The sequence below is a fragment of the Streptomyces sp. NBC_01235 genome, from assembly GCF_035989285.1.
Classification (GTDB): domain Bacteria; phylum Actinomycetota; class Actinomycetes; order Streptomycetales; family Streptomycetaceae; genus Streptomyces.
Window position 1 is genome coordinate 1934069 of the sequence record NZ_CP108513.1, and the last position, 14514, is coordinate 1948582.

14 protein-coding genes are annotated in these 14514 nt (G+C 63.8%); 11 read left to right on the forward strand and 3 right to left on the reverse strand.

Annotated features, from left to right (window positions below; all coding sequences use genetic code 11):
* Positions 1–35 precede the first annotated feature (35 nt).
* Together OG289_RS08100 and OG289_RS08105 are read left to right on the forward strand one after the other, a co-directional pair.
* On the forward strand, positions 36–392 hold the full coding sequence (locus tag OG289_RS08100; protein WP_327313324.1) for a hypothetical protein: 357 nt from the start codon (positions 36–38) through the stop codon (positions 390–392).
* Positions 392–607, forward strand: a complete 216-nt coding sequence (locus OG289_RS08105; protein ID WP_327313325.1) for a hypothetical protein — start codon at positions 392–394, stop codon at positions 605–607. The genes OG289_RS08100 and OG289_RS08105 overlap by 1 nt, the downstream gene beginning before the upstream one ends.
* Positions 608–950: 343 nt before the next feature.
* On the opposite strand, the gene OG289_RS08110 is transcribed toward OG289_RS08105, so the two are convergent.
* Positions 951–1517: an alpha/beta hydrolase gene (locus tag OG289_RS08110; RefSeq protein ID WP_327313326.1), complete on the reverse strand. Its 567-nt coding sequence runs from the start codon at positions 1515–1517 to the stop codon at positions 951–953.
* On the opposite strand from OG289_RS08110, the gene OG289_RS08115 reads away from it, so the two are divergent.
* From OG289_RS08115 to istB, 4 genes are all read left to right on the forward strand, one after another.
* Entirely contained in the window at positions 1516–2388 is an 873-nt protein-coding gene (locus tag OG289_RS08115; protein WP_327313327.1) for a hypothetical protein, read from the forward strand. The genes OG289_RS08110 and OG289_RS08115 overlap by 2 nt on opposite strands.
* A gap of 199 nt (positions 2389–2587) precedes the next feature.
* Positions 2588–3967 carry an IS1380 family transposase gene (locus OG289_RS08120; RefSeq protein WP_327313328.1) on the forward strand — a complete coding sequence of 460 codons (1380 nt, stop codon included), beginning with the start codon at positions 2588–2590 and terminating at the stop codon, positions 3965–3967.
* 865 nt (positions 3968–4832) lie between these two features.
* Complete coding sequence (istA, locus tag OG289_RS08125; RefSeq protein ID WP_327313329.1) at positions 4833–6092, forward strand: IS21 family transposase; 1260 nt, start codon at positions 4833–4835, stop codon at positions 6090–6092.
* Positions 6089–6895 carry an IS21-like element helper ATPase IstB gene (gene istB, locus OG289_RS08130; RefSeq protein ID WP_327313330.1) on the forward strand — a complete coding sequence of 269 codons (807 nt, stop codon included), beginning with the start codon at positions 6089–6091 and terminating at the stop codon, positions 6893–6895. The genes istA and istB overlap by 4 nt, the downstream gene beginning before the upstream one ends.
* Positions 6896–7009: 114 nt before the next feature.
* Here istB and OG289_RS08135 read toward each other — a convergent pair whose 3' ends face one another.
* Positions 7010–8620: an ISL3 family transposase gene (locus tag OG289_RS08135; RefSeq protein WP_327313331.1), complete on the reverse strand. Its 1611-nt coding sequence runs from the start codon at positions 8618–8620 to the stop codon at positions 7010–7012.
* 136 nt (positions 8621–8756) lie between these two features.
* Here OG289_RS08135 and OG289_RS08140 point away from each other — a divergent pair, with 136 nt between their 5' ends.
* From OG289_RS08140 to OG289_RS08160, 5 genes are all read left to right on the forward strand, one after another.
* Positions 8757–10223 (forward strand): type IV secretory system conjugative DNA transfer family protein, encoded by a 1467-nt coding sequence (locus tag OG289_RS08140; protein ID WP_327313332.1) that lies wholly within the window; start codon positions 8757–8759, stop codon positions 10221–10223.
* Positions 10224–10284: 61 nt separating this feature from the next.
* Complete coding sequence (locus OG289_RS08145; RefSeq protein WP_327313333.1) at positions 10285–10935, forward strand: hypothetical protein; 651 nt, start codon at positions 10285–10287, stop codon at positions 10933–10935.
* A gap of 35 nt (positions 10936–10970) precedes the next feature.
* A complete protein-coding gene (locus tag OG289_RS08150; RefSeq protein ID WP_327313334.1) occupies positions 10971–11612 on the forward strand; it encodes a hypothetical protein in 642 nt (213 codons plus the stop codon).
* Positions 11613–11716: 104 nt separating this feature from the next.
* Positions 11717–12397, forward strand: coding sequence for a replication-relaxation family protein (locus tag OG289_RS08155; protein ID WP_327313335.1), 681 nt, complete (start codon positions 11717–11719; stop codon positions 12395–12397).
* A gap of 294 nt (positions 12398–12691) precedes the next feature.
* The gene (locus OG289_RS08160; protein ID WP_327313336.1) at positions 12692–13417 is read left to right on the forward strand and encodes a TIGR02391 family protein; all 726 of its coding nucleotides are present in this window, start codon (positions 12692–12694) and stop codon (positions 13415–13417) included.
* A 203-nt stretch (positions 13418–13620) separates the two neighbouring features.
* On the opposite strand, the gene OG289_RS08165 is transcribed toward OG289_RS08160, so the two are convergent.
* Entirely contained in the window at positions 13621–14481 is an 861-nt protein-coding gene (locus OG289_RS08165) for a hypothetical protein (protein ID WP_327313337.1), read from the reverse strand.
* Between the last annotated feature and the right edge of the window lie 33 nt (positions 14482–14514).

A 14514-nucleotide genomic window follows, 5' to 3' on the forward strand; every position in this document is an offset into this window, starting at 1 on the left:
TGAACGCTGCGTTCTACGGGGCTGTCCTGGCACGGATGAAGGAACCGATCCACATGGGCAATGACCTGGTACTTGGTGGCTACGGCCAACCAGAAGAGCGGCGCAGTTGGCTCGCTCCCAAGCAGTCCGCCGTACAGCGTGAGTTCCAACAGCGCGAGGAGCGAGCGGCAGCTGAGCTGATGTTCAACGCGAGGAAGCAGCAGGCCACGGCCGCACTGCGGATGCACTTGACCGAGACCGCCATGCACGACGTGACGGACATGGTGGCTCTGGCTCGACAGCTTGCGGGCAATGACCCGCTTCTCGCTCAGGAACTGGGCAAGCTGGTTGCCGAGTTCAATCGACAAACCGCCCGTGACATCCGCAGCTTCGGCAATGGGCTCGGTCTCTGATGAACCTCGCTGACCTGGTGGAGCGGACCATCATGATCCTCCTCGGTTCCAGTCTGCTCGTCGGTTGCTACATCCACGACGAGGTGACCGAGAAGAGGAACGTCCAGCGTCCCGACCCCTGGCGTGAGTCCGTTGAAGTCCGCGCCAGGATGCGAGCCCGTAAGCGCGACGTCAGGCGTCAGATGCTCGAAGCCGCCCAACGTCACCGCCGCTGATCCTTGCTGACCGGGCCCCCTTCCGAAGGTCGTCACCTTCACTCTCCGCAGGGGAAGGCAGCCGAGAACACCTCCCGGCCAGTGCCACCCCTGCACCCGGCGACCTTCGGCGAGGGGGGCCGCGCCGTAGATCCACCCCTTCAAACGTCCGCCGGCCACGGCTCGTGAGTCGGCGGCACCTACCCGAGAGGGCGTCCCGTGGGGAAGGTCCGAAATTTCCTCCTGCTGCTTCTGCTGGCAGGCATCACGATTCGCGTGCTGTGGCTCGCCCTTGAACCCCTACTTCCTTACGTCGTCAGTGGCCTGGCGATCGTGCTTGTCATGGGCTTCGTGTACTTCAGGATCACTCGGTGGTAGGCGCGGACCGCAAGAGCTGACGAAGCTTCAAGGCAAACACTGTCACTGCAAAAAATATGGTCGCTCCGTGACCAAGCGTCGGTAGCTGAACGCTTTGGATGTCTGGCCGCTGGCTTTTACCCACGGGCACTCGCCAATCGTGGACGCCATGCACTGAGACCACCTTACTTAGAAGCATCTCGTCTCCATTGCTCAAGTGATTGTCTGCTTGAGCAATCGAGGCTTCGAGGAGCGGGTTCGTGGGGTGGTCCTTTGGCTTCAGCGGAGAGGCCACGGTTACTACACGGCGAATATCTGGCCGCTCGATGAGGAGATTGACCGCGCTAGTACCTCCAGCGCTCATCCCGACAACGTAGAGCAGGCCGGATGGCAGGGTGTTGACGTACACCAAGAGCGCTCTTTGCTTCTCCTGGAGCTGCGAGGCATCGCCAGTCCACCCAAAGCAGTAGACGTGCGGAACGTACCCAAGCAAGCGCCACAAGGGCGCCGCCAGGTGATACAGCCAGGCTCTATCGCCAAGTCCAGGAATGAAGAGAAGGTGGGGTTTTTCCATGGCGCATAATTCCTACTACAAGTATACGCTTTACCCACCGCTTCGACGAGAGCCTGCCTATCTACGGCAGGCGGTTCACTTGGCGCGAAGTACGGGTGGTATCGCCAGCGCCACCACGGTGCTGTTCCGCCGCGCCAACATCACGGTGCATGTCGTCGGTGATGTGTCGGGCTGGAACCAGGCGAGTGCGGGCACGTTACTTATCGGCGACCATCGAGACCGCTTCGAAGTCGGGCCGCTGCTGGCCGTCTTGGGTGGCTTCCCTCGTGAGGACATCCATTTCATCCAAAAGCCGTTTTCCAAGAACGCTCGTCTCTTCCGCTCGCTGGGTTCGCGCGGTGAAGACATCCCGCTCCCCGTCATCCCGCAGACGCTCGCTGGTGACAGGTCAAACGTCTTCAATCGTGATCTTTGGTGGCGCATGCTTCTTCGTGGCGGGCTCCCGACAGCAGCGGACTTGCGCGCGCTCAACATGGAGTCGCTCGATCGAGCAGCACGCGCGGTGAGTGATGGTCGTCTCGTGTCGCTCTATCCGGCAGGCGGCTGCATGGATGCAGCGAAGAAGCCATGGCAACGCGGTATCGGGCGGATCATCAAGCTACTGAGCCATGAGGCGCGGGAGCGTGTTCAGGTCGTTCTCTTCCGCTTCGATGATTTCTCCACCCTCAAGATCTCGCGCTCGTTGCGACAGCAGGAGCGCGGTATCCGGTCAGAGCCGTACGCGGTGACGCTGCGTCTTGGGGCTCAAGGGTCGGTCTACGACCTGCTTGGGGAGGAAGCCCCGATCGACTACCTGAGCGCTGAAGAAATCACGGTGCGGTTGCGCCAACGCTTCGTCGAGCCGTTCCGATCAACTGCGCCCGTCGTATGACCGAGCGCATGGCTTTCTCGCTGTCCTTCCCAGTCGACCTGAACGAGGCCCAGGTGCTCGCCTTCCTGCGCGCGCTAACCTCGCGCTTTCGCGAGTGGGTCTGTCCGAGTCTTGATCAAATAAATGGAGAGTGCTGCTGACCTGCAACGATGGGACTTGTCGAGGGTCCTGTCACTGCAAGGAAAGAAGCACTCTCCAGGTGAAGAAGAGTAGCGGGTCGTACCCGCGTGTCCGTGTCGAGGGCGGCGGCCGTGGAGTTGTTGCCCAGGCCGGGGCCGTGCTGCTGGTCGAGACGGTCCGCAGGTCCGGCCTGGACACCGCGATATCCGCGTCGCTGGCGCCGTGGCGCAAGCGGCGGGCCGTGCACGATCCGGGCAAGATCCTGCTGGATGTGGCGCTGGCCGTCGCACTCGGCGGTGACTGTCTGGCCGACGTCGGCATGCTGCGGGCCGAGCCGGCGGTGTTCGGCCCGGTGGCCTCCGATCCGACCGTCTCCCGCCTCGTCGACGCGCTCGCCGCGTCCGGCCCGAAAGCTCTTGCAGCGATCCGCGGCGCGCGTTCCGAAGTACGTCAGCGAGTCTGGGAGTTGGCCGGGGCAAGCAGTCCGGCCGCCGACGGCCAGGTGATCGTGGACATCGACGGCGTGCTGGTCCTCGCCCACTCCGAGAAACAAGACGCCACCGCGACCTGGAAGAAGACCTTCGGCCATCACCCGCTTGTCGCGTTCGTCGACCACGGCCCAGCCGGGTCCGGAGAGCCGGTGGCGGCCCTGCTGCGGCCCGGCAACGCGGGCTCCAACACCGCCGCCGATCACATCGAGACCGCCCAACTCGCCCTGGCCCAGCTGCCCAAACGCCTGCGGCGGGGACGGCAGACGCTGATCCGCACCGACTCCGGCGGCGGCACCCACGCCTTCCTCGACTGGCTCTCCCGGCGCGGCCGGTGGCTGTCGTATTCCGTCGGAATGACCATCACCGACGCCATCCACCAGGCCGTCCTGAAGATCCCGAAGAAGGCATGGACACCGGCCTACGACGCGGGCGGCACCGAACGGCCCGGAGCCTGGGTCGCAGAGATCACCGACATGCCCGACCTGAGCACCTGGCCGAAGGGCATGCGGCTGATCGTCCGCAAGGAACGCCCGCACCCCGGGGCACAGTTGCGCTTCACCGACCTCGACGGACTGCGGCTCACCTGCTTCGCGACCAACACCAAAGGCGGCCAGCTCGCCGACCTCGAACTGCGTCACCGCAGGCGGGCCCGCTGCGAGGACCGCATCCGCGGCGCCCGCGCCACCGGCCTGCGCAATCTGCCCCTGCACGACACGGCACAAAACCGGATCTGGCTGGAGATCGTCTCCCTCGCACTCGACCTCCTCGCCTGGATGCCGATGCTCGCACTGAGCGGCGATGCCCGCCGCTGGGAGCCCAAGAAGCTCCGGCTGCGGCTGTTCTCCGCCCCCGCGCAGCTCGTGAACACCGGCCGCCGCCGCTGGCTCCGCCTGCCCACCCGATGGCCCTGGACCGCCGTCATCAGCCACGCGATCGTCAGGCTCCACGCCCTGCCGAACCCCGGCTGACCAGCCACATCGACCGTCCCGACGACCCGCACCACCACACCGGCGAAGTGGAACCCGGCGCCCATCCGACGCGAAAGCCGGACCCTCGCCCTGCCCCAACCCCGAAAAGACCGCACCACACAAACGCGGAGTCCCCGTCAGCGAACCGACGAGGACTCATGAACGATCGAGGCTAAGCGGAACGTTCATCGGTGGGCCGCGGCGGCTGCTTGGTGTCCCGTCTGTCGTCTTCGAGGTGCGGGCGGACGAACGGGGTATCTCGTACCGCTGCCGGGTGCCGCGAGGCCAGGCCGACTATGTGGCGGGGCAGTTTCGCACTCTGTTCCCCGGATCTACGGTCACGCCGGCGCGGGAAGAAGAAGCGCCGGACCTATGGAGCGCGGGCGTCGAGCTGGCTATGACCAACCCGCGCCGTCGCCTGGCCGTGGTGGACGCGGTCGCTTCTTCGGCAAGCCTGCTCGCCTGTCTCCAGGGGATGCGAGGGAATGAAGCGGTCCTTCTTCAGTGGGTGGTCAGTCCGGCTGCTCCGGAACGTCCACCAGCTCGGGCCGGCTCACGGGAGGACGGGGGCTTCTTCGGGCTCGGTGGCAAAAGAGACAGGGCTAGGGTGGACGACCTTCGCACCAAGCTCGAAGAGCCCAACTTCCTCGCCGTCCTCCGCGTTGCGGTACGAGCAGGCGACAAGGAGCGCGCTCGCACGGTCCTTGGACGGGTGCGTTCCTCGCTCTCCAGCGCGGGCACCGCGGCGACGCGGTTTCGACGACGACTGGTGAGTGTGAGGCGGGTGGCGTCTCGTGTCGCGGGTTCCTGAAGACTGACCCCCAGGAGTCTTCCGAAAGTTGACCCCCCTTGTTGATCATGGAGGGTGCTAAAGGTGGAGGACTGGGCCGAGATACGTCGTCTGCATCGAGCGGAGGGCGTGCCCATCAAGGAGATCGCGCGGCGTTTGGGGGTGGCCCGGAATACGGTTCGTGCCGCGTTGTCCTCGGACCGGCCGCCCAAGTACGAGCGTGCGCCGAGGGGTTCGGTAGCGGATACTTTCGAGCCGCAGATCCGGGCCTTGCTGAAGGAATGGCCGCGAATGCCGGCGCCGGTCATCGCGGAACGGATCGCCTGGCCGTACTCGATGTCACCACTCAAGAAGCGGCTGGCTCTGCTGCGGCCGGAATATGTGGGGATCGACCCGGTGGACCGTGTCCAGTACGAACCCGGCGAGATCACTCAGTGCGATCTGTGGTTTCCCGAGACGAGAATTTCGGTCGCTGCCGGACAGGAGCGGATTCTGCCGGTGCTGGTCATGACGCTGGGCTTCTCCCGGTACTTGTCCGCGGCGATGATTCCGTCCCGCCAGGGCGGCGACATTCTGTCGGGCATGTGGTCGCTCATCAGCGCGATCGGCCGGGTCACCAAAACCCTGGTCTGGGACCGGGAATCGGCGATCGGCGGAACTGGTCGGGTGACGACGCCCGCGGCGGCTTTCGCTGGGACGCTGGCCACCCGGATCAGACTTGCGCCACCCCGCGATCCTGAATACAAGGGAATGGTCGAGCGGAATAATCAGTTCCTGGAGACCTCGTTCCTGCCGGGCCGTCACTTCGCCTCGCCACAGGATTTCAATCACCAGCTGGACGACTGGCTGCTGCGGGCCAACTCGCGCACGGTCCGCTCGATTCAGGGCCGACCGGCCGATCTCTTGGAGACTGATTACCTGTCGATGCTTCCGCTGCCGCCCGTCGTCCCGCCGATAGGGCTGAACCGTCGGATTCGTCTGGCCCGCGACTACTACGTCCGCGTCGACACCGTCGACTATTCCGTGGACCCGCAGGTGATCGGCCGGTTCGTGGACGTGACCGCGTCGCCGGAGACGGTGACGGTGTTCTGCGAGGGGCAGGTCGTCGCACGTCACCAGCGGTCCTGGGCCAAGCAGGCCGTGGTCACCGACCCCGCCCACGCGACCACCGCCCAGCGGATGCGCCAGGCCCTCGCCCTGGACCGCCGGCAGCGCGAGGCCGCCACACGCCACCACCCCGACGGTCATGCCGTCACGCTGCGGGCCCTGCCCGACTACGACGCCCTATTCGGTGTCGATTTCAACCCCATACCCACGAAAGCGGGCAATGAATGAGCACTGCAGTCAAGGACAGTTCGACGCACAAGGACGGGCTTCCGTCGATGCTCGCCTATCTCACCCGAGTGCTCAAGATGTCGACGATCGGCGCCACTTGGGAAGACCTCGCCGCCCAGGCGAGGGATGAAAACTGGTCCCACGAGGAATACCTGGCCGCTCTGTTGCAACGGCAGGTCGCCGACCGGGAATCGAAGGGCAGCGTGATGCGGATCCGCACCGCCCACTTCCCGCAGGTCAAAACCTTGGAGGACTTCAACCTCGACCATCTGCCGTCGCTGCGGCGGGATGTTCTCGCACATCTGGCGACTGGCACGTTCGTCGCGAAGGCAGAGAACGTAATTCTCCTTGGACCGCCCGGAATTGGGAAAACACACCTGGCCATCGGGCTCGGCGTCAAGGCCGCCCACTCAGGGTACTCGGTCCTGTTCGACACCGCGAGCAACTGGATCTCCCGGCTCAGTGAGGCCCATCAGGCCGGCCGCCTGGAAGCTGAGCTCAAGAAGATCCGCCGCTACAAGCTGATCATTATCGATGAGGTCGGCTACATCCCGTTCGATCAGGATGCCGCGAATCTCTTCTTCCAACTCATAGCGTCCCGCTATGAACAAGGCTCGGTGATGGTCACCTCAAATTTGCCCTTCGGGCGCTGGGGAGAGACTTTCTCCGACGATGTCGTGGCCGCCGCGATGATTGACCGCCTGGTCCATCACGCTGAGGTTCTCACGCTCACCGGCGATTCGTATCGCACCCGTCAGCGACGCGAACTCCTCGCCAAGGGCAACCGCGCAAACCAGGACTGAACCGACTTTTGGGGGTCAATTTTCAGAGACCCGCGAGGGGTCAGTTTTGAGGTTCTGGATCACTTTCAGTGCCAGGGCCACGGAGGGTCACCACAAGCGCGATCATGAACGGCCTCACGCCGCGAGGAGGACGCGCTTGCGGAGCAGGTCGAAGTTGGCGCGGCCGAACATCTGCCGCTTGATCATCTTGATCTTGTTGTTGTGGCCTTCGACGGCCCCGGAGCTGTAGCGGAGGCTGAGCCCGGCGAGGACGGCGTCGAGGTCCTGGCCGAGGCCGTTGGCGAAGCCGTGCAGGGCGGGCACGTCGTCAGCCTGCACGCCATCCATCCACTGACCGAGGTCCCGGCCCCGACGGTCGTTCATCAACTCGGCGAAGGCGCGGACGTGTTCGGCGGTTCGGTCGAGGGCGGGGCAGCGGGCGAGAATCTGCTTGAGCTGCTGGGCCTGGTCGTCGTGGAGGTGGTCGGGGTGGCGGGTGATCCAGCTGGTCACGTCGCGCACGGACGGTGCTTTGCGGGGCGGATCGTCGTGCGGGAAGGCTTCGCGGAGCCGTTGGACGTACTTCTTCACGACGCTCTCGCCGCCCGGATAGCCGCGCTCGCGGACTTCCTCGAACAGGCGGCGGGCAACGGTGCAGCCTTCCGCCCATCGCTGATGGAGGTGGGGTTTGTAGGGGTCGAGGATGCTGGTCCGGCCGGGCCACCGTCCGACCAGGAGCTCGTCCGCGGTGGCCGCATTGGCGAGACGGCGGACGGTGTTGCGGGCCAGGCCCAGTCGGCGGGCGATCGGCCGCAGGCCGAGCCCCTCATCCAGCAGGGCGTGGACGGCCGCGTGCTGCTCGCGTACCCGGTCGGACAGACGGCCCGACTGCCGTGGTTCATCCGGGGAAGGCGGCGCAAGCTCCGGGCTCTCCAGGGGCTCGGCGGCGCGGACCGGGGCAGTGTTCTCCGGCTCGCGCAGTAGGGCGCGGTGCTGGATGACCGTCTTCTCGACGGCCTCCGCCAGGTTTTTCCAGATGTGCCACCGGTCCGCGACGTGAATCGCGTCCGGGGCGCCGAGTCGTCCGGCCTCGGCGTATGCGGTGGACCGGTCACGGCAGATCACCTCGACGCCGGGATGGGCGGCGAGCCAGGCGGCCACCGTCGCGGTGGCCCGGTCGGGCAGCAGATCGATGGGACGGCGCGTGTCGATGTCCACCAGGATCGTGCCGTAGTTGTGTCCCTTGCGCAGAGCGAACTCGTCCACCCCGAGCACCCGTGGCGTGTGCACTTCGGGCTCCGGCAGACGGCGTATCAGCCGCAGGAGCGTCGACCGGCTCGCCCGGACCGCGAGCGTGTTGGCCAAGCGGGCGCCGGCCCGGCCCGCCAGCATCACCCCTACCTGTTGCAGCACCGTCTGCAGCCCGGAGCTTCGCCTCCCATGCCGGAACGTGAGTCCGTCGACCTGCTCGACGAACGTGGCCTGCCGGCAGGCGCGGTCACGGCAGCGGAACCGCCGGACCTGTAACTCGATCAACACGGGACGCCCGGCGACCGCAGTATCGGCAAGGCGGCGCACGTATCGGCTGTGCACACGGCCCGACACCGTCCCGCAGGCGGGACACGCCGCCCGCTCCGCCGATGCGCGGGCCCGCACGACCACCAACTCGCCGTCGACCACTGCGTTTTCGATCACTACGCCTTCGACCTGGTGGAACCACAGGTCCTGGAGAAACACATCACCCACGGCCGTTCATGATCGCGCTTGTGGTGACCCTCCGTGGCCCTGGCACTGAAAGTGATCCAGAACCAGTTTTGAGGGAGCGTTGACATCTCGGGCGTCGCGCGCGGCTACTCCATGGCTGTTCTCCTCGCAGCTGGGGGTGAGCGAACTGGTCGGACTACTCGCCCTCCCGCTCGGCTCGCCGCATATTGCCGGGCTTCCACGTTCCCGGACGCGGCAACTGGCCGCGACGGGTGCCATTTCTCGGACCGGCCGGGTAATCGCCCGGTCCAACTTCCCAGGCAACGAACGGCCGCTCGCCCTGGGCGTGGTCGAGTCGGCTCAGCACCTCCAGATTGTGGGACCGACAGGGAGCGGTAAGACTGTCCTACTTTCTAACCTCATCGAGCAGGACATGAAAGCCGGGCGCGGGGTGGTGCTCATCGAGAGCAAGGGCGATTTATTCACGGCCGCTCTCGAACGTGTGCCCGAGCGTCGGTTGCAAGATGTTTGCCTTCTGGATGTTGGAGATACGGAGCATCCGGTCGGCTTCAACATCTTGCAGGGCTCCCCCTACGTGGCAGCCGCCGACATCCAGCAGCTTTTCGATCACTTGTACCCGCAGGATGCACGAGGAGTGCGTGTTAGAGCCGGTTTCTACCACCTCGTCCTCACCTTGATGATGTCGACCGGGGCGACCGGCCCGTTGACCTTCGCCGACATCCAGCCGCTGGCCGCACCGAGGGCGGATCAGGAGGAGTTCTCCCGGCAGCTGATCCAAGGCGTTTCACACATCGGGGAGCTGGCCGGGTGGTGGTCGGACATTACGAACCTGTCGCGCACGCAGAGGAACGCGTACTTCAAGCCGCTGCTCGACCGCGTCTGGCAGCTCAGTTCTCGGCGGTCGTTGCTGAACATCATCGGGCAGAGTGCGAGCACGCTGGATGTCACGACCATCTTGCGGGAGCGGCGGGTCCTCCTCGTCAACCTCAGTCGGGCGACGGAGGGGACGGACACGGCTGGGCTGCTCGGGTCGCTGCTCCTGAATGCGGTGTGGAGCGCCGTACAGAAGGATGGCGTTGCCGATCCGTCCAACCCGACCATGTTGTATCTGGACGAGTTCCAGGACTTCATGAACCTGCCAATCTCGCCCGCCGACTGGTTCGCTCAAGCGAGGAGCAGGGGGTTGGCTGTGACCGTGGCACATCAGTACCTCGGCCAACTCTCCACGGAGTTGCAGGCCTCGACACAGACCAACTGCCGTTCGAAAGTCGTCTTCCAAACAGCAGCAGACGAAGCCCGTGACTTCGCACGCCAGTTTGGCCGCAGCGTGAGCGCGGATGACTTCCTCAACCTGAGCCGCTACGAGATTCTGACGCGGCTGGCCACCGAGGATGGGGTGAGTTCGCCGGTATCTGGCGTGACACTACCGCCTGGTGATCCGACCGGGTTCGCAGATGAGGTGCGGCGGCTCTCACGGGAGCGGTATGGGCGACCGGCCGCCGAGGTTGAAGCGGAGATTCGTCGGCGCCGGAACGGACGGGTTGAACCGGCTGACTCCGGTCAGCCGGCACCCCCGCCGAGGCGACGACGGTTTGGTGGGCCGAGGGAACCAAGTAGCTCGTGACGTACCAGAGTTGTATGCTGATCTGTTCTGTTGTGAACAACTCACGGACGAGGACGGATCGTTGACGAGTATCGAGAAGATGGCGGAGCAGTTGGACGGGCTGGTCGAGGAGTACGCCGCCCTCGTACAGAAGAGCAAGTACGACGACGCCTCCGATTTCCCCGCCGAAATTCGGGTTCTCATGAATCGTCTGGAGTCCGCGATCGAGCGCATCACGGTACCGGGCAGTGTTCATAGGCGGCAACTTGAGGTTCACGGAGACCTCGGCAACAGCTTCAAAATCGCGGAGTTCGTCGGTATAGCGGCTGCTCTGCGGGATGACCTCAAGGCAGGTTGGACTGAATCTGTCGTCGAGCTGGTGCATGCTGACACGCATGGCGACTACTTGGAGATGGCCGAGGAGTTGCTGAGGAAGAGGTATAAGGACCCCGCAGCCGTCATCACGGGAACAACTCTCGAAGTCCATGTGCGCGCACTTTGCGTGAAGCACTCGGTTGACATCGAAGTATCGGGGGTGCCTAAGAAGGCCGACACCATGAACGCCGACCTCAAGAAGGCTGGTGTCTATAGCGGGTTGCAGCAGAAGCAGGTCACTGCCTGGATGGACCTCCGGAACAAGGCAGCCCACGGGAACTACACCGACTACGACACCTCTCAGGTCCGACTCTTCATCGATGGGGTGCGGGACTTCATGTTGAAGTACCCGGCGTAGTGAATCAATCGGCATCTGCCTACGGAGGAGTGACGTTGGCAATCAAGGACATGGTGAAGCAGCTCAACGTGTTGTTCGACAAGACCTTGAAATTCCTCGAAGCCGAGGGAACCATACCCGAAGAAAGTGTGGATGCAGGAGTGTTGGCCAACCGCATAGAGGCTGCGGTCACACGTCTGTCCACGAGAGAGTCCGTTTATCGCGAACAGCTGAAAAGAGGCCGTGACAAGCTTGACGGGCCCAGATTGCTTCACAACACTAAAGTCTTGATTACTTTGAGAGAAGACCTCCTCGCCGGGTGGACGGAAACGGTGGTCGAGCTTGTCCACGCCGACACCTACAGCGACTATCTGGAGATGGCGGACGCGTTGCTTGCCAAGGGATACAAGGACGCGGCAGCGGTCATCATAGGGACTTCCCTCGAAGTCCACGTGCGCGCTCTCTGTGTGAAGAACGGCGTGACCACCGCAGTGGCAGGCAAGCCGAAGAAGGCTGACACCATGAACGCCGACCTCAAGAAGGCCGGCGTGTACGACGGGTTGCAGCAGAAGAAGGTCATGGCCTGGATGGACCTCCGTAGCAAGGCAGCCCACGGGAACTACGGCGACTACGACAAGGAGGAGGTACGCCAGTTCATCGACGGTGTGCAGGCCTTCCTGATGAAGTACCCGGCGTAGGCGAACCTCGTAGGCCAGGGGTAGGCCGACCGTAGGTCTACCCCTGTACCGAAAGCCGCTCTGACCTGGCAGATCACTGGAGCCTATCCGGACGGAGGACGTAGGTGGAACTCACGCAGCGCGACTACGACGTACTCACGCTCACCCACACCTTCTCTCAGGTCGCTTCAACCCACCTGACAGAGCTGCTGTTCGCGGATCGGTCGCACTCGGTGCCGGACAAGGTCTTGGGGCGGTTGGTGCGGCTCGGCTACCTGTCCCGAGTCGGTCGCCGTGCCGGTGGCGACAAGGGCGGAGCCGGGGCCTACGTCTACCAGCTCGGCCGTGCCGGGCGTCTCCTCCTGGACGTCGACGGCCGCTTGATGCCGAACGTCAACAACCACGCCCTCATGATCGCGGACACCTACCTCGAACTTCGGCGGGCGGAGGAGGCGGGCGTACTGGCGCTCAAGGAGTGGGCTGTTGAACTCCCTGTTCCTCCTGCTGTCCGGGCGGACCTGTTCGCAGTGGTCGACTTCCCTCAGCAGGGGCGCAGCAGTAGCTACTACCTTGAAATTGATCTGGGGACGGAACAGCCCGCCCGCATCCGCGAGAAGGTGGCGGGGTATTGGCGGGCAGTCGAGGCGAGTACGGATGAGTTCTTTCCGTATGTCGTCTTCGTCGTGCGGCAGCAGGCGCGCAAGAACGAGCTGGCGCGCATCTTCCGGCGACTGCCCGAGGAACAACAGGACATGATGAGGGTGTTCTTGTCCCCTGAGCTGATCCCTGAATTGATGCGCCTATGACGTGTTGTCGATAGTACGGCACTAACAGGGGTGGAGAGTATTGATCAACAGAGGCGGAAGGACGATAATGGAGACAGAGATAAACAAGGATTTACATCATGGCGCGACGAGCAACAAAACCATTACTGCCTGAGCTGATTTGGGGTCCCGCGCAGCGGACTCGCAAACCGATGAACTCAGTGACAGTACGGCGCGTACATGCACAGTCGTCCGAGCATCGTCGGTTAATGGAAGACTTTCTCGTCGCAGCAGTAATCAGTGTTGGCTTAGTAGCCATCTTGGTATAATTCGGCCATGCAAGCGCGACAAGCGATCCAGAGCCTAAAGCAGTTGAAGGACGAGGCCCAGCAAGAGGGGCCACGCCTCAGGGAGACCGAGAAATTTTCCTCGTGGAAAGGGCGAGTACAGTCCGTACTCACTCGCGCCCTCGGAGTGGATCATCATCTGACGCAGTCGTTCATAAAGAATCGCTACAGTCTTTCGGTCTGGACGGATGGAACTCCAGACAGCGCGTGGGAACGAGCATTTCTTGGCGGCGTAAAGCGGGCCAACGGCATCATCGATGCTGCTCTGTTTGAGTTGGAACAAGCAGGAACGAGTGACGACGCTGTGGATGAGACTGCTTTCGACCCCGACTTGTGGGCGCATGTCCAGGTCCATGTACAACACGAGAACTGGCAGGCGGTCGCGAGTCAGACAGCCATCTTCGTCGAGGATCGAGTTCGTCAGTGGTGTGGTGACCCGAAGGGTCGGGACGGGCAGACCCTCGTAGGAAAGGGACTGCTTGCCAAGATCCTCGCCAACGACGGACAGTTCCGCCTTGGGAAGGAAGCTGGGGAGTGGGAGGGCTGGCGAGGCATCGGAATGGGCTTCACGCAAGCGCTCGGGAACGTTGATCGTCACAACATCCAGAAGCGCGCGGATGCCAAGCGCTACGCGTTCGGGGTCCTCGGCGTCGGGAGCCTGATTCTGACCCAGCTTCGGCACCAGCACGGCGAGGATCTAGCGCTGGACGAGTAGGGGCTTCCTCGATCCTGAAGCGCTCTGCCGCTCAATGGGGCGGCAGAGCGCTTTGGTCTGCCGGGTCAGGAGCCTGCGCCGGCCTGCCGTTGGATCGCCCCGTTCTCAGTCGAGACCGCGGACGCCGAAGGTCTCGACGCACCAGGGCCTGCGGCTGGCGCAGCTTTGATCCTGCGGTTCATGCGCGGGAGGGCAGCCGCCTGTCAGCTGCTCGCAGGCGTAGCAGGATCTACCCGAGCAATCCTGAAGATGGCCACAGTCCCCAAGAACGGCGACGGGCCGCCGGTAAGGGGGTAGTTGTCCTTCGTCGCGGAGTAGAGGGTGAACCCCTTCTCTGCAAGCTCGTCCAGGATGGCAGTGATGCTTCGCTGTGCGTCCCGCACCGAGGAGCGATTGAACTCGATGTCGCCTGAGATGTCGCTCCAGTCCCGGAAGCTTTGAACAGCGCTGTCTATGAGGTCCTGCTCCTCGTCAGTGCAGTCGTCTGGCTCCTCATGCGGCAGCCATCCCAGGCAGCCGGAGAGGATCGGCCAGAGGTCACGCCCTGTCTTCATGTGGTCGAGCACCACGACTTCAAACTCCGGCTCATCCACCGTGATGACGTCGATGATCCTGTCGACCTGCACCCTCTTGAGCTTGCTGATCTCGTCGGCGAGCGTCTTGAGTCCCCACACCTCGATGGTGACGCCCTGGTACAGGGGACGAAGCTCGTTGTCGATGAACTGGTCGACCTCGCCCAGCAAGGTGTCGTTGGTGAGGAAGCGCCACACCCTGACGTCCCGGTGCTCCTGGAGGCAGCCCTCCAAGTCACCACGGATCTTGGCCTTGGTCTTGTCGATCCGCTCGTTGCGCGTCGCATGTGCCGCGAAGAACACGCGAGCTTTCGGGCAGTAGCCATCGTTCTTGGTGTCACCCTTCGGTCCAGCCGCCCGCACGGGCTGGTAGTCCCCGGGGTACAGCTCCAGGCCGAGCCGATCCATGCAGTCCTGGAAGGCGTTGCCCTCAAGAAGAACGAGCCGACCTTCCACGAGCTTCCGCAGCGAGTTCTGATCCACAGCAGTCATTACCTCATGGCTCGTGCGCCCTGTGCAGCTAGG

Bases quoted from the DNA above. Each gene is read 5' to 3' on its own strand.
- OG289_RS08100 (WP_327313324.1), top strand. From the start codon at position 36: ATGAAGGAACCGATCCACATGGGCAATGACCTGGTACTTGGTGGCTAC.
- OG289_RS08105 (WP_327313325.1), top strand. From the start codon at position 392: ATGAACCTCGCTGACCTGGTGGAGCGGACCATCATGATCCTCCTCGGT.
- OG289_RS08115 (WP_327313327.1), top strand. From the start codon at position 1,516: ATGGCGCATAATTCCTACTACAAGTATACGCTTTACCCACCGCTTCGA.
- OG289_RS08110 (WP_327313326.1), bottom strand. From the start codon at position 1,517: ATGGAAAAACCCCACCTTCTCTTCATTCCTGGACTTGGCGATAGAGCC.
- istB (WP_327313330.1), top strand. From the start codon at position 6,089: ATGAGCACTGCAGTCAAGGACAGTTCGACGCACAAGGACGGGCTTCCG.
- OG289_RS08160 (WP_327313336.1), top strand. From the start codon at position 12,692: ATGCAAGCGCGACAAGCGATCCAGAGCCTAAAGCAGTTGAAGGACGAG.
- OG289_RS08165 (WP_327313337.1), bottom strand. From the start codon at position 14,481: ATGACTGCTGTGGATCAGAACTCGCTGCGGAAGCTCGTGGAAGGTCGG.